The 23,127-nt window shown below is 74.2% G+C and carries 18 protein-coding genes; 3 read left to right on the forward strand and 15 right to left on the reverse strand.

Annotation, left to right across the window (positions count from 1 at the left end; translation table 11 throughout):
• Window positions 1-70: 70 nt before the first annotated feature.
• The 13 genes from ACFQSB_RS09745 to cutA form a co-directional block, all read right to left on the reverse strand.
• Window positions 71-1,219 carry a serine hydrolase domain-containing protein gene (locus tag ACFQSB_RS09745; protein ID WP_380825743.1) on the reverse strand — a complete coding sequence of 383 codons (1,149 nt, stop codon included), beginning with the start codon at window positions 1,217-1,219 and terminating at the stop codon, window positions 71-73.
• Window positions 1,220-1,386: 167 nt separating this feature from the next.
• The gene (locus tag ACFQSB_RS09750; protein WP_380825744.1) at window positions 1,387-2,331 is read right to left on the reverse strand and encodes a hypothetical protein; all 945 of its coding nucleotides are present in this window, start codon (window positions 2,329-2,331) and stop codon (window positions 1,387-1,389) included.
• Window positions 2,328-3,029, reverse strand: a complete 702-nt coding sequence (locus tag ACFQSB_RS09755) for a hypothetical protein (protein WP_380825746.1) — start codon at window positions 3,027-3,029, stop codon at window positions 2,328-2,330. Before ACFQSB_RS09755 ends, ACFQSB_RS09750 begins: the two co-directional genes overlap by 4 nt.
• 145 nt (window positions 3,030-3,174) lie before the next feature.
• Window positions 3,175-6,570, reverse strand: coding sequence for a BTAD domain-containing putative transcriptional regulator (locus ACFQSB_RS09760; protein ID WP_380825747.1), 3,396 nt, complete (start codon window positions 6,568-6,570; stop codon window positions 3,175-3,177).
• A gap of 1 nt (window position 6,571) precedes the next feature.
• A complete protein-coding gene (locus ACFQSB_RS09765; RefSeq protein ID WP_380825748.1) occupies window positions 6,572-7,015 on the reverse strand; it encodes a pilus assembly protein TadG-related protein in 444 nt (147 codons plus the stop codon).
• Complete coding sequence (locus ACFQSB_RS09770; protein ID WP_380825750.1) at window positions 7,012-7,476, reverse strand: TadE/TadG family type IV pilus assembly protein; 465 nt, start codon at window positions 7,474-7,476, stop codon at window positions 7,012-7,014. Before ACFQSB_RS09770 ends, ACFQSB_RS09765 begins: the two co-directional genes overlap by 4 nt.
• Window positions 7,473-7,709, reverse strand: coding sequence for a hypothetical protein (locus ACFQSB_RS09775; protein ID WP_354837253.1), 237 nt, complete (start codon window positions 7,707-7,709; stop codon window positions 7,473-7,475). The genes ACFQSB_RS09770 and ACFQSB_RS09775 overlap by 4 nt, the downstream gene beginning before the upstream one ends.
• Window positions 7,710-8,636 (reverse strand): type II secretion system F family protein, encoded by a 927-nt coding sequence (locus ACFQSB_RS09780; RefSeq protein WP_354837255.1) that lies wholly within the window; start codon window positions 8,634-8,636, stop codon window positions 7,710-7,712. It abuts the gene before it with no gap.
• Window positions 8,629-9,543, reverse strand: a complete 915-nt coding sequence (locus tag ACFQSB_RS09785) for a type II secretion system F family protein (protein WP_380825959.1) — start codon at window positions 9,541-9,543, stop codon at window positions 8,629-8,631. The genes ACFQSB_RS09780 and ACFQSB_RS09785 overlap by 8 nt, the downstream gene beginning before the upstream one ends.
• On the reverse strand, window positions 9,543-10,850 hold the full coding sequence (locus ACFQSB_RS09790) for a CpaF family protein (RefSeq protein ID WP_380825751.1): 1,308 nt from the start codon (window positions 10,848-10,850) through the stop codon (window positions 9,543-9,545). The genes ACFQSB_RS09785 and ACFQSB_RS09790 overlap by 1 nt, the downstream gene beginning before the upstream one ends.
• On the reverse strand, window positions 10,847-11,638 hold the full coding sequence (locus ACFQSB_RS09795) for a hypothetical protein (protein ID WP_380825752.1): 792 nt from the start codon (window positions 11,636-11,638) through the stop codon (window positions 10,847-10,849). The genes ACFQSB_RS09790 and ACFQSB_RS09795 overlap by 4 nt, the downstream gene beginning before the upstream one ends.
• Before the next feature lies 1 nt (window position 11,639).
• Window positions 11,640-12,341: a hypothetical protein gene (locus ACFQSB_RS09800; RefSeq protein ID WP_354837261.1), complete on the reverse strand. Its 702-nt coding sequence runs from the start codon at window positions 12,339-12,341 to the stop codon at window positions 11,640-11,642.
• A 371-nt stretch (window positions 12,342-12,712) separates the two neighbouring features.
• A complete protein-coding gene (gene cutA / locus ACFQSB_RS09805) occupies window positions 12,713-13,066 on the reverse strand; it encodes a divalent-cation tolerance protein CutA (protein WP_380825753.1) in 354 nt (117 codons plus the stop codon).
• A gap of 579 nt (window positions 13,067-13,645) precedes the next feature.
• On the opposite strand from cutA, the gene ACFQSB_RS09810 reads away from it, so the two are divergent.
• A complete protein-coding gene (locus ACFQSB_RS09810) occupies window positions 13,646-18,322 on the forward strand; it encodes an FtsK/SpoIIIE domain-containing protein (protein ID WP_380825754.1) in 4,677 nt (1,558 codons plus the stop codon).
• A 25-nt stretch (window positions 18,323-18,347) separates the two neighbouring features.
• On the opposite strand, the gene ACFQSB_RS09815 is transcribed toward ACFQSB_RS09810, so the two are convergent.
• Window positions 18,348-18,812: a TadE family protein gene (locus ACFQSB_RS09815; protein ID WP_380825756.1), complete on the reverse strand. Its 465-nt coding sequence runs from the start codon at window positions 18,810-18,812 to the stop codon at window positions 18,348-18,350.
• A gap of 61 nt (window positions 18,813-18,873) precedes the next feature.
• Window positions 18,874-19,146: a WXG100 family type VII secretion target gene (locus ACFQSB_RS09820; RefSeq protein ID WP_354837269.1), complete on the reverse strand. Its 273-nt coding sequence runs from the start codon at window positions 19,144-19,146 to the stop codon at window positions 18,874-18,876.
• 228 nt (window positions 19,147-19,374) lie between these two features.
• On the opposite strand from ACFQSB_RS09820, the gene ACFQSB_RS09825 reads away from it, so the two are divergent.
• Both ACFQSB_RS09825 and ACFQSB_RS09830 read left to right on the forward strand, forming a co-directional pair.
• Window positions 19,375-21,120 carry an acetyl/propionyl/methylcrotonyl-CoA carboxylase subunit alpha gene (locus tag ACFQSB_RS09825; RefSeq protein ID WP_354923501.1) on the forward strand — a complete coding sequence of 582 codons (1,746 nt, stop codon included), beginning with the start codon at window positions 19,375-19,377 and terminating at the stop codon, window positions 21,118-21,120.
• Window positions 21,121-21,483: 363 nt separating this feature from the next.
• Window positions 21,484-22,875, forward strand: a complete 1,392-nt coding sequence (locus ACFQSB_RS09830; RefSeq protein WP_380825758.1) for a hypothetical protein — start codon at window positions 21,484-21,486, stop codon at window positions 22,873-22,875.
• Window positions 22,876-23,127: the final 252 nt, after the last annotated feature.

Consider the following 23,127-nt stretch of genomic DNA (forward strand, 5'->3'; position numbering starts at 1 on the left):
TCCGGGACGGCCCGTGGTCCGGGACGGCCCGTTGTCCGGGACGGTCTCTTCCGCGGGCCGCCTCGGGAGGTCAGGCGCCGGCGGCCCAGCTCCAGAAGGCGCGCATGACCGAGGGCGGGGTCGGACCGGCCAGCTCCACCTGGGTGAGCAGGATGGTGACCGCACCGGTGGCGGGGATGATGTGCGCCGCCGTTCCGGTGCCGCCGACCCAGCCGTAGCGGCCGGGGACGTTCCACGGGTCGATGGGCTCGACGTCGACCGAGCCGCCGAACCCCCAGCCCTGCCCCTCCAGGAACAGCCTGCCGGCTTCACGCTGCGACGCGGTCAGGTGGTCGCTGGTCATCTGCCGCACCGCCGCGCTCGACAGCACCCGGCGTCCACCGACGGTGCCCTCGGCGAGGAGCATCCGGCCGAACGACAGCCAGTCATCGGCGGTCGAGACCAGCCCACCGGCGCCGGACGGGAACGCGGGCATGCTGCTCCACTGCCCGTCGGGGGCGTCGACGAGGTCCAGCCCGCCCTCCGGGCCGAGCCGGTAGAAGTGGACGAACCGGTCGCGTTCGGCGGCCGGCACCTCGAAGCCGGTGTCGGTCATGCCGAGCGGCTCGAACAGCCGCTCGGCGAGGAACTCGGGCAGCGGCTGGCCCGAGACCCGGGCGATCAGCACCCCCTGGATGTCGGAACAGGTGTTGTACAGCCAGGCGTCCCCCGGCTGGCACAACAACGGGATGCGGCCCAGCGTCGCCATCCACTCGTCCTGCTCCGGGACGATCTGCGGCTGCGGGGGGCCCTGCTTGAGCTCGGCGAACAACGGCGCGAGCACCGGCAGCGAGAAGTCGGACGGGAAGCCGTACCCGGCGCGGAAGGTGAGCAGGTCCTCCACGGTGATCGGCCGGGCGGCCGGGACCACGTCGTCCACGGGGGCGTCCATCGTCCGGACCACGGACGGCGAGGCCAGCTCGGGCAGCCATTTCGCGACCGGTTCGTCCAGCGCGATGCGGCCGTCGTCGACCAGCGTCATGACCGCCGCCGCGACGATCGGCTTGCCGATCGAGGCGATGCGGAAGATGGAGTCTCTGCTCACCGGGGAGGCGCCGTGGACGTCGGCCGCGCCGACGGCCTCGACCTCGACGTCGTCGCCGCGCGCCACCAGGGCCACCGCGCCCGGCAGTGTTCCCTCACCGGTGCAGCTCCGCAACAGGCCGTTCAGTGTCGTCATCGGTCCACCCTCTCAAGGGCACGGCCCGAGCGTAAGCCGAACGATCCACCCCGTTCCGGACGAACCCGACCGCACCCAAGGTCCGTGTCCAAGGCCCGCGCTTAAGGCCCGCGTTCAAGGCCCGCATATGAGGGCCGTGCCCAAGACCCGCGTTCAGGGGGCCGTGTTCAGGAGTCGTCGGCGCCGTCCCTGACCGTGGTCTGGACCTCGCCCACGGGAACGTCCCGGGTGGCCGTCGCCTGGACCGGCTGGAAGGCGAAGCCGACGTCGCCTCCGCCCGTGACCGGCCAGACGCTGGTCACCGACATGACGTACACCTTGCGCGGCTGGTCGACCGAGGCGCGCAGGTAGCGCACCCCGCAGCGGAAGGCGCCGCCCTTCACGTAGGGATGGCCGGTCGGGCCGCAGTCGTCCTTCACCTCCGCCCGCCCGGCGGGGGCGCCCGACTTGATCTCGACGCGGGCGAGGGTGGCGGTCACCGTGGCCGACATGACGCCGGGGATCTCCGCGGTCACCGAGCGCGTGGTCTGCCCGGCGCCCGCGAGCCAGACCCAGGTGGGCAGGTTGACGTAGCTCTTGACGTCCGGGCTGAGCTTGATCTGCGGTTCGGGGACGGTCAGCGCGGCCCGGGCGAGCTGGTAGAGCTCCTCCAGGGTGATCCCGCCCGGCGGGGTGCCGCCTTCGGGCACCCACACGGCCCCTTCGAGCCCCGTCCAGCAGGAGAGCCCGTCGGGGTCGGCGGCGTTGTACGCGGGCACCCACCAGCGGCCGTTCTCGCCGACCTTGTCCTTGTACTGCTTGACGAAGGCGTTGAAGTCCTCTTCGGTGCCGTCCGGGTGGGTGTGGAACCAGAACTCACGGGTGCTCTGGTCCTGCTGCCGGTTCAGCATGGTGTCGGCGTTGTCGCCCGGCTCGTACCAGCAGGGCCGTTTGACGCGGTAGCCGTCGCTCTTGGCGCCGAGCCCGTCGCCGCTCAGCACGATCTTGGAGTTGCGCAGGACGACGCCGCTCGTGCGGTCGTTCTGGTACCCCTCGCCCATGGGCCCCCCGGGGTCGGCCATGGGAGCGGTGACCATCGTGGCGGCCACGACGTACGACAGCAGTGATCTCATCGGCGGCACTCCTTCGCACGCTGATGGGGGTAGGAGGCGTGCATGTAGGTCCGGACCCGGAACGCTCCGTCGTCGCCCTTGCGCACGGCGGCGACCTGCAGGTAGACGGCGGCGGGCGGGCGGGTCCAGGCCGGCTGGCGGGCCACGGGGCGCCCGCCGGCGGCGTCGGTCACCCGGACGCCGGACTCGTCGACGCAGGCGTCGACCTCCGCGCCGCGACCGGTGACCGAGGCCACGCGGACGGCGTACAGCTTGGCCGACCCGGTGGCGGACTCGCGGCGGTCCACGAAGCCGCGCACCCAGGTGTAGGCGTCGCGGCTCGCCTGGTCTTCGACGCCGGCGAGGTAGCCGTCGTCCTCGCCCTGGCTGACGACGGCCTTCCACGAGGCGACGTAGCCGTCGGTGAACGCCTTGACCATGGCCTGCTGTTCGGCGTCGAGGCCGGCGGGCCACTCGATGGAGACGGTCATGCCCGGGGTGACCTCGACGGTCTGCGCCCACGGGGTGGACAGCGCGCCGGGGGCGTCCGCGGCGGAGGCGGACGGATCGGCGCGGGCGCCGCTGGAGGCGAGATCGCCGCCGGGGGTGAACGGGCGCTCGGGCCCGCGCTCGGCGCAACCGGCGCCCAGCAGGCAGCCGCCGCCCAGGATGACGGCGGCCAGGACGGCGCGGGCCCGCGTACCGGCCCGCCCCAGCATGCCGGGCCACAGCCCCGGCGTGCCGCGCCGGCATGGGTCGCCTGCGTCTCTCAGGCCCCGTGTCGTCCGAGCCACCACCGTGACCTCTGCCTCCTCACCTGGACGGGCGATCATGCGCTAGTCGGATCATCTGGACCGGCGGCCGTCAGGCCGACGGCATCGAGTGCAGCCGCCAGCTCGGCAGCAGTTCGTCGATCAGCGCCTCGGTCTCGGGGGCCATCCCGCCCCCGTAGGGATGGGAGGACGCGCGGCGGTGCAACCCGTCCACGACGGCCCGCAGCTTGAGCGGGTCGCCGGTGGCGTGGGCGGCCCGGAGCAGGTCGCGCCAGAGCCCCTCGTCATCGGCGGCCAGCAGCAGCCCGGCCCGCACCGCGGCGACGGCGGCCTCGGGGTCTCCGTGCGCCAGCCGGACCTCGCAGAGCCGGTGCGCGGCGTCGGCCACGCTGGCCATCACCTCGTACTCCAGCTCGTCGGCCGCCAGCCAGGCGTACCGCCCGCGCGGCCTGCCGTTGAGGAGCGGGCCGCGGACCAGGCCGAGCGCCTTGTCCAGCAGCACGGCGCGCGCGCCGGGGTCGTTGTGGGAGCGGCGGACCAGCTCCCGGAACAGCTGCCAGTCGGAGCGCACCTCGGGGCCGAGCCGCAACCGGCCGGTGTCGTCGGTGCGGAGGTTCGGCCGGCCCTCGCTGTCGGTGCCCAGCCAGTCGGCGACCCGGGCGATCGTCGCGTCGCGGACGACGGCCTGCACGCCGCGCGGCCACAGGATGCCGCCGAGCACGACGGGATGCACGCCGGCCGGATGGGTGGCCAGGTACACGATCATCTCGCACGCCAGCTCGCCGCGGCCCTCCTCCAGCGGCGGCAACGGCCCGATCTCGATCGGGCCGAGGATGCGCACGTTGATGGAGGGCGTGGTGGTGAACTCCCGGGGCGCCTCCTCCTCGCGCACCGGCTCGCCGTCGCTGCGCGCGGCGGTGCGGAACAGGTCGATCACCGCGTCGTAGTGGCGGCGGGGCAGTAACTGGGCCGCCACGGTGACGCCGAGCGCCGCTATCTTCGCCTTGCCGTCGTCGGTGACCTGCCAGGTCCACGTGGCGTGCGGGAAGTCCCCGGCGATGACGTACCCGGCGGCCATCCGGGTGCCCGCGCGGCCGAGCATGGCCAGGCGGCGCGCCTCCTCCGGGTCGGGCGCGATCGCCGAGAGCAGGTAGTGCGGGGGCCAGGCGGGGTCGGCGGCGCGTCCCTGGACCCGGCCGGTCAGCACGTGGCCGCCGGCGGCGGCCGTCTCCTCGGCCCTAGCCTCCAGTTCGGGCAGCGCCTCGGCCAGGCTGCCGGCGACCCGGACGCGGTCGGGGGCGATCATCGCCAGGTCGGCGCCGAAGCCCACGAGCGTGATGCGCATCTGGTCGGACCAGCGGTTGGTGGCCAGCTCGACGGCGAGCGCGGACAGCGCGTCGCGCACCCGGTGCCCGCTGACGGCGATCACACCTTGCGCGGCCTCCAGGTCGATCAGCACGCGGCCGGTCTCGGTCACGCCGAGCGAGACCAGGCCCGGGTACGGCGCGGGCACGTCCGCGAGGGCGTGGTCGTCGATGGCGCGGCCTTCGTGGGCGAGCAGCCGCCAGGTGCGTCCCCCGTCGTGCGACTCCCACGGCTCGGGCGCGTCCTGCTCCGGCGGGTGGATCCACAGGTCGAGCCCTCGGGCGGACAGGTGGACGGCGTAGATGGTCGGCGGCACGCGGCCCTGCTCGGCCAGCAGCTTGCCGAGCAGGCGCAGCCCGGTGTCCAGCATGCGGCTGCCGGGGGCGTCGGAGCCGAGGCGCAGCGCGACCTCCGCGCCGGCGGCGTCGCCGCGCGGCCGGGGGATGCGGTGGCCGAAGGCGCGGTGCCAGAGCTGCTCGCGCCGGCGCCGGCCGAGCGCCACGAGCAGCCCGGCCGCGGCCAGCGACCCGCCGGCGAGGTACTCCAGCAGGTCGAGGCCGCCGCCGTGGTCGCGGGTCTCCGGCGTCTCGGCCACCGGCGAGACGGTGGCCCTCGGCGCCTTGGCCGAGACGGAGGGCGCCTTGGAGGGGGGCGGCAGGTGGTAGGCGCGTTCGGGGAGCCCGGCCGGCGGCAGGCCCACGCCGGTGCGTCCCCGCTTCGCCACCTCGCCGGCGCCCTCGCCGTCACCGCCCTGCCCCGCCCGGTCACCCTGCCCACTCTGGCCGTCCTGGCCGCTTTGGCCGCCCTGGCCGCTCTCCTCGCCCGCCTGGCCGCTCTGGCCGCCCTGCCCTGCGCGGTCGGCCTGCCCGGCGCGGTCGGCACCGGCGCCCTCCCGGTCCGCGTCCCGGCCGGCGTCCGTCGCCTTGGGGCCGCTGGTGGCCGCGGGATCGCCCTTCGCCTCCGGGACCTTCGCCTCCGGGGCTTTGGCCTCCGGGCCGCCGGTGACCGACGGCCGGCTCGTCGCCGTGGGATCGCCGGCCGCCGACGGCCGGCCGGTCGCCACGGGCCCCGTCGTCGCGATCGGGCCGCGCGTCCCGGTGCCGGACGGATCGGCCGTGCCCTGTTCGTGGCCGGTGGCGGAGGGCGCGCGGCCGTGCTCCGCCGGTCCGGTGGTGCGCCGGGAGTGCTGGGTCACGCCGGTGCTCCGGCTGCCCCGCGCGTCGTCCCCGGCCGCGTCCTCGCCCGCGGTGGACGGCAGGAACTGGGTGCGGCCGTCCAGTTCGGCGGGCGCGTCCGCGTGCCTCTTGAGCGTGGTCTCCCGCCGCTCGTCCACCGGGACGACATGGACGTTCCGCGCGTCGTCCGGCATGTCGAGCACCCAGCCCGGCCGGATCAGGTCGGCCATCTGCAGGCGGCTGCCGTCCGGCTGCTGCTTGTGCTGGTTGAGCCGGTAGATCTCGGGGTAGCGGCGCCCGTCCCCCAGGCACTTGTCGGCGATCTCCCACAGGCTCTCGTGGTGGCGGCCGTGCGGCGGCTGGACCACGTAGACCTTCTTGACCTGGCGGACCTCCTCCAGCGCGGACCCGCTCATCACCCCGGCCGTGGAGCCGCCCTCGGGGATGGGCGCGGTCAGGGCCGCGGCCACCACGGCGGGACGGGCCGGCGGCGGCGCGGAGCCGATGCCGGCGATCGGGATCGCGACGGCGGACACGGTGAACAGCATCAGCGCGGTGGAGACCAGCCGGTTGGCCAGCGCCTGCGGCCCGCCCGACAGCGGCACGCGCGCGGGCATGCCGATGCGACGGATCCCGGAGTAGACCTCCACGATCACGCAGATGACGAGCTGGAACCAGGTGAGCCACACCAGCAGCACCAGGATGGCGACGGCCGTGGTGGTGCTGATCTGCCGGGTCAGCAGGTCGCCGTTGAGCAGGGCGGCGGGCAGCGGGGGGCCGGTCAGGCGCAGCAGGGCGTAGGGGACGCCGCCCATGAGCGCGGCCAGCGCCGCGAGCGCCGCGATGCCGGCGATCACGTCGCCTGCGGTCCGCCGCGGCCGGATGCGCTGCACCGGCGGCGCCGCCCGGTACGGCGGGCGCGCGGGGGGTCTGCGCGACGCGGTCATGCTATCCCTCCTGGTCGCCGGGGTCGGGGCCCGCGGTGGCGGTGCCGGACATGTCGGAGCCCGCGAACCCGAACGCCGCGAGGAACGTGGCGTCCCAGTGGGCGCTCACCGCGACGGTCACCGCGACCTGCCCGGCGGCGACGCCGCACCGGGTGAGCTTGACGTCGTCGCCGTCGTGCGCGTCGACGATCTCGCGGGCCCGGCCGCAGACGACCCGCTCGTCGCCGAGCAGGCGCACCTGCCCGGTGCCGCGCAGGTTCTCCACGTCGATCTGGTCGGCGGCCGCCCGCGCGGCCTGCTCGGCGACGTCGGAGGCCCGCAGCCGGGCGTTGATCGCCGCGCCGCCGTCCACGAGCAGGCCGGCGAGCAGGAAGACCACCACCGAGAAGATCACCACGAACACCGACATGGACCCGCGGTCCTCCGAGGGCCGCCGGGCGGTCATTCGACCCTCCGGAACTGCTCCAGGGGCACCACCGAGTCGCCTTTCATCCGCCTGGCCACGCCGAACCCGAGGAAGTCGAGCTTCAACTCGCAGGTGACGCTCGCGCGCACGGTGCCGCCCTCGCGCCAGTCGCTGCCGGTGAGGCTCACCGCCGGCGCGCACTGCGCGTCCAGCGCCGAGCGGGCGGCGTCGCGGGCGGCGCCCTCGGCCGCGTTCAGCGTGCGCTGGACGGACGCGGCGCGGGCGGCGTCCCTGGCGGCGCCGTTGACCTCGCCCTGCGCCTCGACGACGCGTCCCGCGCCGACCAGGAACAGCAGGAACAGCAGGAAGACCGGAGCCAGCATCACCGTCTCGACGGCCATCGACCCCTGGTCGCGCCCGCGCCGCCCGGCGGGCGCCGGGACGCCGCGCGATGCGGCGGCCGCGGTGGCGCCCTGGCCGGGCGCGGGGCGCGCGGTCACGGCTTTCCGCCGGTACCGCCACCCCCGCCGCCGAAGTTGCTCTGGATCTCGGCCTGCTTCTGCGTGACCAGCGTTTTGATCAGCGTGGCCAGGCCGAGGGCCACGCCCGCGATGATGGCGGTGATGATCACCCATTCGACGGCGGAGGCGCCGCGCGAGGGGGCGTTCCTGGCTCGGTCGAGACGCACGTGGAGTACGGCGATCAGGTAGGTGAACCACGGTGGTGTGAACATCTAGGACCCCAACATCTTCATCGCTGCCGGAAAACTCAGGAAGATCACGAAGCCGGCGCAGAGCAGGAGCTGGGCGACCAGCATGGACTGTGAACGCTCCCCCGCCTGGCCCTCGACCTCGGCCAGCTCGCGCCGGCGCATGGTCGCGGCCCGGGCGGTGAGCGAGGCCCGGACCTTGGCGCCGTCGTCGGCGACCAGGCCGAGCGCCGCCGACAGGTCGCGCAGCTCGTCGACGTTGATCTCGTCGCCGAGCCGGCCGAGCGCCTGCCAGGGGGTGATGCCGATGATCCGGGCGTTGGCCAGGGCCTCGCGGATGCGGGCCATCGCCCAGTTGCGCGAGTCGCCGCCCTCGCCGACCGACACCGCCATCAGCAGCGCCTCCGGCACGCCCCGGCCGCCCGCGAGGTTCATGGCGACCAGGTCGAGGAAGGCGCCCACGGCGTGCCGGAAGTCACGGCGGCGGACGGCGGCGTCCCTGCGGATCTGCAGGTCGGGGAGGAAGAAGAAGACCAGGGCGACGATCAGCGCCGCCCACAGCGGCACCTGGAGCGGGACCCCCGCCTCCATCAGGGTGAGCCAGCCGGCCAGGATCGGGAACGCCAGCAGGCCGGACACCGCGAGCAGCACCTTGGTGGCCAGGTAGCCCTCGAACGACTTGCCCAGCAGCGCCAGGTCGGCGCGGGTGGAGCGCACCTCCCAGCCCCGCGCGGCGTACAGCTGCGCGAGCCGCACGCCGACCTCGCGGCGCAGGGCGCTGACCTCCTCGTCGGGGTTGATCAGCCGTAGCCGCGCCGCGTCGTCGACCTCACGGGCCGAGTCGAGCGCGAGCAACCGCGCGACCAGCCCCGGCCGGGGCGGGAACAGCGCCCGGACGAGCAGGAACACCCCGAGGCCGAACACCGCTCCCGCGAGCACGTTCTCAACCATGGACGCCCACCCCTCCCGTCACCGGTTCGCGTTCCAGCGGGGCGCCGGAGACCGGCCCGAGGAGCCGGGCGGGCTTGTCGAACCGGGCGAGCCGCCGCATCCACGCGAAGCCCGCGCCGAACAGGCCCGCGACGACGACCAGCACGGCCTGTCCGAGCAGCGAGTCGTACTCCACGACGTAGGACGGGTTGAAGATCACCAGGGCGGCGGCGAAGGCGACGGCCGTGCCCACGACGATCTGGACGCTGCGCCGCGTCGAGCGGCGCTCGGCCTCGACGCGGCGGCGCATGTCGAGCTCCTCGCGCGCCGAGACCGCCAGCGCGCCCAGCACCTCGCGCAGGCCCGGGCCGCGCAGTTTGGCGTTGAGGATGAGGGCGGCGATGACCAGGTCGGCGGAGGGGTCGTCCAGCTCGTCGGCGAACATGCGAAGCGCGTCGGGCAGCGGCATGCGGGTGTGCAGGCGGTCGACCATGGCCCGCAGGTGGGGCCGCAGCGTCGGCGCCGCGGCCCTGATCGACGACGGGATCGCCTGCTCCAGGCCGGCCGCGCCCGCGATGGTGTCCCTGAGCGACTCGGTCCAGGCCGCGAGCCCTTCCAGGCGGGTCATGGCCGCGCGTTCCTCGGCGGCCCCGCCGGTCAGGCCGCGCCAGGCCAGCACGAGCAGGACCGCGCCCGCCGCCATGACCGGCCAGCGGGTGACGACCAGCACCAGGGCGCCGGTGACGGTCGCGACCGCCGAGCGGGTGGACAGCCGGCGCACCAGCTCGCGCCGCCGGGCCCTCCGGTCGGGTGTCGCCGGGCCCGGGCGCACCCCGTACAGGGCCAGGCCGAGCAGGAACAGGCCGCCGCCGGCCGCCGCTCCCGCGAGGACCGCCAGAGGGTCGAACAGCCCGGCCGGCAGCGGCATCACGACCACGCTCCCATGGTCGGGTCGTAGCCGTGCTCGGCCAGGTCGTCGACGCAGGCGATGGGCGCGTGCGGGACGGCGTGCCCGTCCGGCCCTGGAGCGAAGACCTCCGAGGACAGCACCCGCCCGTCCACGCCGGCGACCTCGCGGACGCTCGCGACGTACCGCCGCAGCCGGCCGCCCTGGTGGTAGTCGTTGCGCTTCTGGATGAAGACCACGAAGTCGATGGCGCCGGCGATCAGCATGTGCGTCGCCTCGATCGGCAGGCGCTCCTCGGCCTGCAGCGCGTAGGTGGCGATGCGGTTGAAGACCTCCATCGAGGAGTTGGCGTGGATGGTGGACAGCGACCCGTCGTTGCCCTGCGTCATGGCGTTCAGCATCGTGACGATCTCGTCGCCCAGCACCTCGCCGACGATCACCCGGCTCGGGTTCATACGGAGCGAGCGCCGCACCAGCTCGGCCATCGTGATCTCGCCCTGGCCCTCGGAGTTGGGCAGGCGGTGCTCGAAGGCCACGACGTTGGGGTGCAGCTCGGGGAACTGGTCGAGGCCGAGCTCCAGCGCGCGCTCGACGGTGATCAGGCGCTCGTGCGGCGGGATCTCGTTGGCCAGCGCCCGCAGCAGCGTGGTCTTCCCGGCATTCGTCGAGCCGGCGATCATGATGTTCTTCCTGGCCGCGACGGCCGACGACAGGAAGCGGCCGAGCTCGGGGGTCAGGGTGCCGTTGCCCACCAGGTCGCTGAGGAAGACCTTGCCCAGCCGCGCGCGGCGGATCGACACCGCGGGCCGCACGGTGACGTCCATGACGGCCGACAGCCGGGAGCCGTCGGGCAGGCGCAGGTCGAGCTGCGGGTTGGCGGTGTCGAACGCGCGGCTCGACAGGCCGCTGTAGGCGGCGAGGATCTGGATCAGCTCGACGAGCTCCTCGTCGGAGTCGGCCACCGGGTCGTGGACGAGCTCCTGGCCGTCGGCGTATCCGACGAACACCCGGTCGCAGCCGTTGACGTCGATGTTCTCGACCTCGGGGTCGTCCAGCAGGGGCTGGAGCCGGCCCACGCCGAACAGCGCGGCGTGGATGCCCGCCGCCAGGGCCTCCTCCTCCTCGGCCGTCGGCGGGGTGCGTCCTGAGCCGATCTCGTTGCGCGCGTGCTCCTCGAGCACCTGCGAGATCAGCGCCCGCGCGAACTGGCGCTCGTCCTCGCCGGACATGGGGGTCAGGCCGCTGGCCTGGTCCAGCCGCCGCTGGTGCGCCAGCCGGTCGCCGACCTCCTGCCGGAACCGCTTGACCAGCGTGTGGTCGATGCTCATGCGCGGTCCCCCGTTCTCGGGCGGGGCAGGTCGGTGAGGGGGTCGGCGGCGCGGACGGGGGCGACGCGGGCGGCCAGGCGGCCGGCGAGCTCGCGGGCCGTGCGGATCAGCAGGGAGCGGTCCAGGCGGCCGCCCCACTGGCCCCGCAGCAGTTCGGCGCCCTTGGGGTCGTAGGCCAGGCCCGCCACGAACGCGACGTCCCTGCTCGTGGCGGCGACGATGCGGCGCACCTCGTCGATGGAGGCGCGGTAGGAACGGGGATCGGAGATGACCACCACGCCGATCTGCCCGCCGATGAGCATGAGCCGCTCGCGCAGGTGGGCCACGTGGTCCAGGCTCGGCCGGGTGAACAGCAGCGTCACCTCGGCCTCGGCGATGAGGTCGGCCATCTGCGGGTGGGCGCCGAGCCGGCCGCAGTCGGCCAGGACGTCGGCGCCGGGCAGCGCGGCGAGGGCCCGGCCGAGCGGCCCCCACAGCCAGGTGAGCCCGGCGGCCTGCTCGCCGTGGGTGAGGCCGGTCAGGACGTCGAGCCCGCCGACGAGCTTCTGGGTGTGCTCGTGCACCTGCTCGGGGCGCAGGCCCCGGCGGGCGGTCGCGCCGAGGCTGAGCAGGCCCCGCGAGGGGTTCAGCACGCAGCCGTCCGCGCCGGGCAGGCGGTAGACCAGGTCGCCGCCGGAGGGGTCGCATTCGGCCAGCAGCACCGGCCTCGGCCAGACGGCGCCGAGCGCCGTCGCGGCGGTGGTGACGCCGGGCGCCCCCTTGTCGGCGGCGAGCGCGATGAGGGCCACCTCAGCCCGCTCCGGCGAGCTTGCCCAGGGCGATCTCGCCGCTGGAGGAGTACATGGCGATCGTCGGGGAGACCGTGGCGTCGACGATGACCGACACCAGGCCCGAGCCGCTGCGCTCGCTGTCGCCGACGCTCTCGACCAGCGCGCTCGGGGCCAGCACCTTGCTCTGCGCGGCGCCACGGCCCGACCCCGGGACGTACACCACCTGGACGTGGTCGCCCGCCCGCAGGCCGAGCGGGACCTGCCCCGCCTTGAGGGCGAGGCCGACGACGACCTTGCCGGGGCCGACCTGCTCGCTCGTCCTGCTGGTCATCGGCTCGGTCAGCAGGGTGCCGGGCAGGAGCGTGACCCGGGCGAAGGTCGCGGCGACCTGGTCGCGGTAGACCCAGGGGACGTACGCGACGCCGGTGTCGGCGATCTGGACCTCTTCCATCGCGTCGGTGGCGATCGGCTGGCCGGGGCCGATCTGCCGGCTGATCTGGATGGCCGAGACGCGGTCGCCGCTGCGCATGACCAGCAGCGTGGTGGCCAGCGCTCCGCCGAGGACCAGGAGCAGCGCCAGGGCCGCGAGTGCGGGTTTGCGTTCGCGGGGAGGCACGGGGAGCTTGCGGGAGGCCGGCCCCGACAGCGCGCCAGGCGACCCCGGGCGCTCCGCGTTCGACGGCGCGCGGCCGTCGCGGTCGGATTTCTCGCTGATCCTCATGGGTGGGGGGCTCCCGGATCGGGGACCGGGCCGGCAGCCTCGACCATGCGCTGACACCGACCAGCGCCAGGGCCGATCGAGATGAACCGCATGACCACGGTGCGGGACGGCATGGTCACGGATATGGAGGACGGGGGGTCGCTGACTTATGTTTCCGGAAATGTCATCTCATTGTGTGCAGCTTGCACCACGTGCAGGGACAGAAACCGGACCCATGCTTATCCACTATGGATCGACTGTCAACGGGAGGGTCAAGAATCGCACTGCCCCCGCGACACCGATGGCGCGGATATATCGGTAGATATTCTCCTTTGTATCGCCGGTAACGCGCGTCACACTTACCACTGCTCTTTCCCCGGCGGACCGCCGCCTTAACCGCCCGTTGCCCGTTCTTGACCTTCCGGCTCCGGCGAGGTCTCCTCGTCGATCCAGCGCAGATACGCCGGGAGGCCGCCCTCGACGGGCAGAAGGATGATCTCGGGGGTCTCGTAGGGGTGCGCCCGCCGGATGTGCTCGGACAGCTCGCCGGAGCGCTCCCGGGTGGTCTTGATGAGCAGCAGGTACTCCTCGGCCGTCTCCACCTCGCCCTTCCACCGGAAGACGCTGGTGACCGGCCCCACTATCTGGACGCAGGCGGCAAGCCGGGTGCGCACCGCCGAAGCGGCCAGCTCGGCGGCCGTGGCGCGCTCGTCCACCGCGACCTGCACCTGGACGTACTCCGACATGAAGACTCCCTCACGACCGCCCGGACCGCCCGGACCGCCCGGACCGCCCGGACCGCCCGGACCGCCCGGACCGCCCGGACCGCCACATAGGCGATGCACACCGCGTTATCCACAGCACCACGACGTTATCCCCCGGCCCACATCCGCCCGAATCATCGCCAGATATCCGATTCAAGGCCAGAAATCCCGCCACAAGGTCATCGAGTTATCCACAGGGTGAGCAGTTGTCCACAGCTCCACCCACAGCCCATGTGGGCAACCGTCCCACGACATCGAACGGCAGCCCCGCTGGCCACTCAGTACAAATCGCCCTATTAACCACATATGGCATCAAACATGCATGAAGCTCCGAAATCCGCAGCTCGACCGGCCTTGCCACGGACCGCGAGTGATGGAGAATCACTCGGCATCGGACGGAACATGTCGGGCGGCGAGTGGTACGTCATTGGGCCTGACGGCAACAAAGTGGACGAGCACGAAGACGGGCACCCGCAGGTCTGGTTGACGTAAACCTCCGGACCGGCCGAACTCCCGTCGCTACGTTGAAGCGCGGGAGCCCGGACCCGGAGGAGACGTCGCATGCGGATCATGCTTACCGTGGTCTCAGAACACGGCCACCGTGAGGTCGTCGTCGACGGCGACGAGGAGACCACGGTCGCCGGGCTCGCCGCCGCGCTGGACGGCTCGCCCGCCGAGCGCCACGGCAACGTCGTGCGCCTGCCGCGCGCCCGCGCCCCGTACGGGCTCGGCGGGCAGCCGCGCCCGCGGACCGCGCCCGAGGCGCCGTCGCTGTGGGTGGACGGCAGGCGGCTCGCCCCGGACGCGCCGGTCACCGCCGCGCTGCGCGACGGCGACCTGGTCACGCTCGACCAGCGCGCCGCGGGGTCCACCCTCCTGGCCGAGCCGGGCGGCGTGGTCGAGGTCAGGGTGGTGGGCGGTCCCGCCGCCGGCTCGGTCCACCGGCTGGGCCTCGGCGTCCACGTCATCGGGTCCGACCCGTCCTGCGCCGTCCACGTCGAGGACCACCACCTGGCGCCGGAGGCCGCCGAGGTGCGGGTGACCCCGGAGGACGTGCTGGTCAGGTCCATGTACTCCTCCGGCGGCAGGGCCGCCAAGCCGTCGCGCCGAGCCCGCCGCGCCGCCCGCCGCCGCGCGCGGGGCCGAGCCCCCCATGGCAAGGGGCCGGTCGCCGTGGCCGCGGGCGCCGAGGTCATCGGCGACCTGACGCGCGGCGCCGCGCACACCGTCCCGAGGCTCGCGGGCGAGCCCGTGGGAGCGCCCCGCCCCTGGCCGGAGGGCACGCCGCTGGCCTGCGGGAACTCCGTCCTGGTGCTGCGGGCCACCGAGCCCGCCGACGCTCACCTCGACGCCCTGCCGGACGGTGGCCTGGCCTACAACCGTCCGCCGCGCCTGCGCCCGGCCGAGCGGCGCCGCCGCTTCGAGGTGCCAGCAGAGCCGAGCCGCGGCGAGGGGGCGCGCCTGCAACTGCTCGCCGCCCTCCTGCCCGCCGTCCTCGGCATCACCCTGGTCGCGGTCTTCCACGTCTGGTTCTACCTGCTGATCGCCTTCATGACTCCCGCGATCATGATCGGCCAGTGGATCAGCGACCGCCGGCACGGCCGCAAGAAGTACCGCCAGGCCATGAAGGCCTACCGCGAGCGGCTGGCCGCCTTCGAGACCGCGATCGACAAGGCCAGGGCCGTCAACGAGGTGGAGCGCCGCGCCGCCTCCCCCGACCCCGCCGAGCTGCTGCTCACCGCGACCGGGCCGCGCGGGCGCCTGTGGGAGCGCAGGAGCCACGACCCCGACGCTCTGCGCCTGCGCATCGGCCTGGCCGACCTGCCGGCCGAGATCGAGTTCGTCCCCGAACGGGGCGCTTCGCCCGACACGCCGATGCCCGAGCCGCCGCTGTCGGGGGCCGTGCCGGTCTCGCTGGCCATGCGGCGCCTCGGCGTGGCGGGCGTCACCGGGTCGCGCGAGGTCGCGCTCGGCCTCATCCGGTCCCTGGCCGGCGCGGCCGCCACCCTGCACAGCCCCCGCGACCTGGCGGTGGTCGTGCTGTCGGCCAACGCCGACGGCGCGGACCAGTGGGGGTGGACGCGCTGGCTGCCGCACTGCGCGCCCAGGGACGCCGAGTGCGTCGCCCTGGTCGGCGCCGACCCCGAAGCGGCGGCGCAGCGGGTCGCCGAGCTGTCGGCGCTGATCGCCGAGCGCCTCGGCGACGACGCGCACGGCCTCGGCGCGCTGACCTCCGCCAAGGGATGGGGCCGGTCCTTCACGCCGGACGAGGAGCCGCTGTACGCCTCCTACGACGACCGGCCCTACGACGTGCTGCTGATCCTGGACGGCGCCCAGGTGCTGCGCACCCTGCCCGGCATGCCGCAGGTCCTGCGCCAGGGGCCGCGCGCCGGGGTGTACACGATCGCCATCGACGAGGACCGGCGGCTGCTGCCGGAAGAGTGCGCGACGGTCGTCGAGTGTGGGGGCGACGGCTTCGTCCGGCTGCGCGGCGGAGGGCTCGAGGCCATCGGCGAGATCCTCGCCGACCAGGTCTCGCCCGCCTGGTGCGACCGCCTCGCCCGGTCGCTGGCGCCGCTGCGGGACGTCAGCAGGGATGACGCGGCGGCCGTGCTGCCCGGCTCGGTCCGCCTGCTCGACCTGCTGGAGCTGTCCCCGTCCGGCCGGGCCGTCGCGGCGCGGTGGCGGGCGGGGGGCCGCACCACCGAGGTGCCGATCGGCGTCGGGCCCGACGGGCCGTTCAGCGTCGACCTGCGCGCGGACGGCCCGCACGCGCTCGTCGCCGGCACCACGGGCGCGGGCAAGTCCGAGCTGCTCCAGACGCTGATCTGCTCGCTCGCCGTCGCCAACCGGCCCGACGAGATGACGTTCGTGCTGATCGACTACAAGGGCGGCGCGGCGTTCAAGGAGTGCGTGCGCCTGCCGCACACGGTCGGCATGGTCAGCGACCTCGACGAGCATCTGACCCAGCGGGCGCTGGCCTCCCTGGCCGCCGAGATCCGCCGGCGCGAGCGCCTGCTGCTGGCCGCCGGGGCCAAGGACATCGACGACTACCACGAGCTGCGCGACCACGGCGTCCGGGGCTCCGCCGCGACGCCCCTGCCCCGCCTGCTGCTGATCATCGACGAGTTCGCGGCCATGGTGTCCGAGCTGCCGGACTTCATGGACGGCCTGGTCGACATCGCCCGGCGCGGCCGGTCCCTCGGCATCCACCTGATCCTCGCCACACAGCGGCCGGGCGGCGTGGTCACCGCCGACATCCAGGCCAACACCTCCCTGCGCATCGCGCTGCGCGTCACCGAGCCGTCGGAGTCGGCCGACGTGATCGCGGGACCCGAGGCCGCGCACATCTCCAAGGCGACCCCCGGACGGTGCTACGTGCGCTCCGGCGCCGGACCGGCGCAAGCCGTGCAGACCGCCCGCATCGGCGGAAGGGCGCCGACGGCCGCACGCCGCGGCGGCGGGCCGAAGGTCGTCGAGGTGGGCTGGCGCGACCTCGGCCATCCGCTGCGCACCGGGCCCGAGGCGGACGCCCCGTCCGCCGCCGACGCCGGGCCCGCCGCCGACCTGGCCCTCCTGGTGGACGCCGTCGCCGACGCCGCCCGCATGCTGGGCGTGAAAGAGCAGCCCAGCCCCTGGCTGCCGCCGCTTCCCGACACGTTCCTGCTGCCATCGGACGGCCGTGCGGAATCCGGCGGCGCGGCCGAGCAGGGCGAGGTGCCGCCGCTCGCGTTCGGCGTCACCGACATGCCCTGGGCGCAGGACCGCAGGCCGCTCGTGCTCGACCCCGCCCACGGCGGGCACCTGCTGATCGCCGGGACGGCCCGCACCGGGCGCTCCACGGCCCTGCGCACCCTGGCCGGCGCCATCGCCGCCCACGCCTCCCCGCACGACCTGCACCTGCACGCCGTCGACTGCGGGTCGGGCTCCCTGCTCCCCCTGGTCGCGCTGCCGCACTGCGGCGCGGTGGTCACCCGCGACCAGCTCGACCGGGTGGAGCGGCTGCTCACCCGGCTGCGCGAGGAGGTCGGCCGCAGGCAGCAGCTCCTCGCCGAGGCCGGGTACGCCTCCCTCGCCGAGGCGAGGGCCGCCCGGCGGCGCGGCCCGGACGGCGAGGCGGCACCGCGGCTGCCGTGGCTGGTGCTGATGCTGGACCGCTGGGAGGGCTTCACCGCCGCGTTCGAGGGCTACGACTACGGACGGCTGCTCGAGGCGTTCATGCAGCTCCTGCGCGAGGGCCCGGCCGTCGGACTGCGCGCCGTGGTCACCTCCGACCGCTCGGGGCTGCTCGGCCAGATCTCGACGCTGTTCGAGGACCGCCTGATCATGCGGCTGGCCGACCCCGCCGACTATGGCCTGGCCGGCCTGCCCCCGCGCGGCATCCCGTCCTTCCTGCCCCCCGGGCGGGCGATGTCCCTCGGCGAACAGGGCGTCGTCGAGAGCCAGATCGCCCTTCTGCGCGACGACCCGTCCGGGCCGGCGCAGGTCGCCGCGCTGCAGGACCTGGCCCGCGCCGCCGCCGAGGCCTTCCCCGAGCCGGCCGCGCCGCTGCGGGTGGACGCGCTGCCCCTGCGCGTCACCGCCGCGCAGGCGCTGGACCTGGCCCCCGGCTTCAAGCCGCCCTCGCCGCTGTGGGCGCTGCTCGGCGCCGGCGGCGACGCGCTGGCCCCGCTCGGCGTCGACCTGCTGGCGCAGGGTCCGGCCGCCGTGGTCGCCGGGCCGTCGCGGTCGGGGCGCTCGTCCGCGCTGGTCACGGCCGTGCGGTTCCTGCTCGGGCAGGACACCCCGGTCGCCCTGGTGGCCCCCCGCCGCAGCCCGCTGCGCGAGCTGTCCGGCGAGCCCGGGGTGCTCGGGGTGCTCACCAGCGACGTCCAGGACCTCGCCGCGCTGGTGGCCGGCCAGGAGCGGTACGTCGTCGTCGTGGACGACGCCGAGCTGGTCTCTCCGGACTCCCCGCTGGGGCAGGCGCTGGAGGAGACGCTGCGCAGCGGCAGGGACGGCGAGCACGCCCTGCTGATCGCCGGCACCACGGGAGACCTGGCGACCGCCTACCGGGGGTTCGTGGCCGAGGCGCGCAAGGCGCGGACGGGGCTGCTGCTGTCGGTGCAGAGCCCGGCGGACGGCGACCTGTTCAACGTCCGCCTGCCGCGCGGCGCCGTCGGCGGCCCGCCCGGCCGCGGGCTGCTGGTGACCTCGGGCACGCCCGTGCCCGTCCAGGCCGCCCTCACCGCTCCCTGACGCCCTTCCCGGCTCCGGGAGGGGGTCACTGGCAGCCGGTGTCGCCGTCGTCGGGGCGGAAGCACTCGATGGGCCCGCCGAACGTCGAGGTGATCTTGAAGGTCATTCCGGGGAACAGGGGGACCACGGCGACGGCGTCGCCTTCGACGACCACGCCGCGCTGGTCGCCCTTCTCCCAGGCGCGCACCTGGACTCCCTGCAGCATCTTGGGCCCGATGGCGCGCACGATGCCGCGCGCCCGGGCCTCGGCGGAGGACTGCCAGCCGCCCGCGGAGGCGCCGGCGCCCCGGGCGACGCGCGCGCCCTCACGGGCCGCGGCGTCGGCCACCTGACGCCCGTGGAAGACCAGCGCGAACTGCACGACGAGCAGGATCACCGCGAGCACGACCGGCATGATCAGCGCCAGCTCGATGACCGAGGCGCCGCGGTCGCCCGCTCGCCCCCGCCCGCCGCCGTCCGCCGTCGCCGCGTCCTGCCGCGGTGTCCTCACGCTCTCTCGCGCCATGGCCGCCACCCGGGCGGCCGCGCGCGAGCACGCCCGGCGCACCGGGCTAACGGGTGGCGGACTCGATGTTGCCCCGGTAGGTCGTGATGATGCGGGACGCCTCGGCCAGCTCCTCCGACATCCGCTGGAAGGCCTGGCGGTAGTTCTGCCAGGCGCCGCCGAAACGCACCGCGCCCGGGCCGGTCCAGGCGGTGCCGACCTTGGCCGCCTCACGGTCGAGCGCGGCCATCGTCTGGCGCACCTGCTCGGCCTGCTGTGTGAACTGGGCTGCCATGTTCTGCATTTCCGCGGGGTCGCCGCCGAGCAAGCTCTGGCTCATGGCCGGTCTCCTTCGGGATCGGTCGCACACAGTGGGTAGCCAAACGCCCCTACTTTAGACGGCCAACCCCTCAGACGCACCGGTTATACCTAGTGATTATCGGCTCCGCGCCGTACAAACGATCGTAGGACGCGCATGTAAGCGGGGGGTAGGGGCTCACGGCGGATCAAAGCCCGCTTACACTCCGTTGAAGGCGCGCAAGGCCTCTGGAGGAAAGGGACGACCTCGGTGCGGAAGGTCCTGATCGCCAATCGTGGCGAGATAGCAGTGCGGATTGCCAGGGCGTGCAAGGACGCGGGCCTCACCGGCGTCGCGGTCTACGCCGACCAAGACCTCGACGCGCTGCACGTGCGCATGACCGACGAGGCGTACGCGCTGGGCGGGCAGTCGCCCGCCGAGACCTACCTCGACATCGGCAAGCTGCTGCGCGTCGCCGCCGACTCCGGAGCCGACGCCGTCCACCCCGGTTACGGCTTCCTCGCGGAGAACGCCGAGTTCGCCCAGGCCGTGATCGACGCCGGCCTCACCTGGATCGGGCCGCCGCCGTCCGCGATCACCGCGCTCGGCGACAAGGTCGCGGCCCGGCACATCGCCCAGGCCGTCGGCGCCCCCCTGGTGGCCGGCACCCCCGACCCGGTGTCGGGCGTGGAGGAGGTCGTCGCCTTCGCCTCCGAACACGGCCTGCCCATCGCGATCAAGGCCGCCTTCGGCGGCGGCGGGCGCGGCCTGAAGGTCGCCCGCACGATGGAGGAGATCCCCGACCTGTACGAGTCGGCCGTGCGCGAGGCCGTCACGGCGTTCGGGCGCGGCGAGTGCTTCGTCGAGCGCTACCTCGACCGGCCCCGGCACGTCGAGACCCAGTGCATCGCCGACCGGCACGGCAACGTCGTGGTGGTCTCCACGCGCGACTGCTCGCTGCAGCGGCGCCACCAGAAGCTCGTCGAGGAGGCCCCGGCCCCGTTCCTGTCCGGCGAGCAGCTCGATCTGCTGTACTCCTCCTCCAAGGCGATCTTGAAGGAGGCCGGTTACGTCGGGGCGGGCACCTGCGAGTTCCTGGTCGGCCAGGACGGCACGATCTCCTTCCTTGAGGTCAACACCCGGCTGCAGGTCGAGCACCCGGTCAGCGAAGAGGTCACCGGCATCGACCTGGTGCGCGAGATGTTCCGCGTCGCCGACGGCGAGCCCCTCGGGTACGGCGACCCCGAGGTGCGCGGCCACTCCATCGAGTTCCGCATCAACGCCGAGGACGCCGGCCGCAACTTCCTCCCGGCGCCGGGCACGCTGACCACGCTGCGCGCCCCCGCCGGCCCCGGCGTGCGCCTGGACGCCGGCTACGAGGCCGGCATGACGGTGCCGCAGTCGTTCGACTCGCTGGTCGCCAAACTGATCGTCACCGGCCGCACCCGCGAGGAGGCCCTGGCCCGCTCGCGCCGCGCGCTGGAGGAGTTCGTCGTCGAGGGCATGCCCACCGTCCTGCCGTTCCACCGGGCCGTCGTGTCCGACCCCGCCTTCACCGGCGAGCCGTTCTCGGTGCACACCCGGTGGATCGAGACCGAGTTCACCGGCACGATCGAGCCGTACGCCGGGGAGAGCGCCGCCGAGGAGCCGGTCGAGCGCGAGCGGGTGGTCGTGGAGGTCGGCGGCAAGCGCCTGGAGGTCGTGCTGCCCGCCGCCTCGGCGATGACACGCCAGGCCGCGCCGAAGAAGCCGTCCCGCCGCGCCGGCGGCAAGGGCGCGGCGGCCGCCGCCACCACCGGCGACTCGCTGGTCAGCCCGATGCAGGGCACGATCGTGAAGGTGGCGGCCTCCGACGGCGACGTCGTGCAGGCCGGCGACACGGTCGTGGTGCTGGAGGCCATGAAGATGGAGCAGCCCCTCACCGCGCACAAGGCCGGCGTGGTCACCGGCCTGGTGGCGGCCGTCGGCCAGACGGTCACGGCGGGCGCGGCCATCTGCGAGATCAAGGACGCCTGACCCCGCGCCCCCTGGCCCCACATACGCCCACGCCACCACTGCAGGCTGGTGCGGCTTTCCACCCGACCGGTGCTGAGATGATCGGCGCCGGGTCGGCGGGGCGTGGTACGGCGATGCCGGCGCCGCTCTACGGTGCCCGACCCGGCGAACGTTCGTGGACAGCGCACAACGCGTCCACCGGCGACTTCGCGCACGCGTTCGGCACCACCGCGTGTAGGCGTTCCGGCTCTACCGGTGTGGGCGCCTGGCACCACTTCGCGTACGCGTCTGTCGCGACTTCGCGTACGCGTGGAGATACGGTGGCGTACCGAGGAACTCAGACGACCCGCCATTCGTCCTGTAGGACGAAGGAGGCATAAAGCCGTGACCACTCATACGATGCGCCGCGCCACTGCCACGTTCGTGGCCGTGCTGGCCGGACTGCTGACGCTGTTCGCCTTGCCGCACGCGGCACAGGCCGCGGCCCCCCCGGATCCCAACACGATCATCGCCGCCTGGAAGACGGGCGACCCCCTCTACGTCGCCCCCGGCGTCTCGCTCAGCTCCAGCCAGCTCTCGGACATGCGCAAGACCCTCAAGGGCGCCGACAGCAAGATCTACGTCGCCGCGCTGGCCGACGGCACCGTCACCGACAGCGCCTCGGCGGGCCCGCTGATCACCGCGCTCGGCCGGGCCCTGGCCGCCGAGGGCCGTCCGCGCGCCACGGTCGCCGTCCTGGACGGCACCACGCTGTTCGCCGGGTCGAGCGCGATCCGCAAGACGGGCCTGGCGGGCCAGCTCGCCACCGCGGCCACCAGCAACAACAAGGACGTCGTCTCCGGCATGGAGGACTTCGTCCACCGGGTCGACAAGGCCGTGAGCGGTGACACCAAGGGCGCGCTCAAGGCCGGCAGCGCCGCGGGTGGCGGGGGCGGCGGCGGGGTGCTCATCGGCATCCTGGTCCTGGCCGTCGTGGGCGGCCTCGGCATCTTCTTCATCTCCCGCAGCAAGAAGCGCAAGCGCGAGGCCCGCGAGGCCGCCGAGCTCGCCCAGGTCAAGCAGACCGTCGAGGAGGACGTCACCAAGTTCGGCGAGGAGATCACCGCGCTGGACCTCGACGTCAAGGTGTCGGACAACCAGGCCAAGACCAGCGGCGACTGGCAGCAGGCCCTGGACGCCTACGAGCGGGCCAAGAACGAGCTGGCCGCGGTCAAGCGCGCGGACGACCTGCGCGGCGTGACCACCGCCCTCGAAGAGGGCCGCTACGCCCTCGCGTGCGTCAAGGCCCGGGTGAGCAACGAGCCGCTCCCCGAGCGGCGCGCCCCCTGCTTCTTCAACCCGCAGCACGGCCCGTCCGCGCGCGACGTCCTGTGGGCCCCGCCCGGCGGCGCCCCGCGCGACGTCCCCGCCTGCGCCGCCGACGCGCAGCGCGTGGAGCAGGGCTTCGACCCGCACATGCGCGAGGTCATGGTCGACGGCCAGCGCCGTCCCTACTGGGACGCGGGCCCCGCGTACGCCCCCTACGCCTCCGGTTACTACGGCGGCTTCGGCGGCGACCTGATGACCGGCATGCTCATCGGCACCATGCTCGGCGGATCCTTCGGCGGCTGGGGCGGCGGCGGTTACGGCGCCGGGTACGACGCCGGCTTCGCCCAGGGCGCCGAGTCCGGCGGCGGCGACTGGGGCGGTGGCGGCGGCGACTTCGGCGGTGGCGGCGACTGGGGTGGCGGTGGCGACTTCGGCGGCGGCGACTTCGGCGGTGGCGGCGACTGGTAACCCCTTCTCCTTGGACACAGAGCCCCGGCCCGCGCACGCGGCCGGGGCTCTTCCCTTGCCCGCCTTGGCCCAGGTCTCCTCACCCGACAGGGTGCTGAGTGTGATCGGCGCCGGGGCGGCGGGTCGTGGGACGGCGAGGCCGGCGCCGTCGTACGGCGGGGCACCGGTGCACGCGAAAGCGATCTGCAAGGCGGGTGCAACCCCCCGTATATGATCACCTGCCACACTCGGCCCAGTTGTCGAGGAGGCTTG

It is taken from the genome of Sphaerisporangium rhizosphaerae (assembly GCF_042665155.1).
GTDB classification, from domain to species: Bacteria; Actinomycetota; Actinomycetes; order Streptosporangiales; family Streptosporangiaceae; genus Sphaerisporangium; species Sphaerisporangium rhizosphaerae.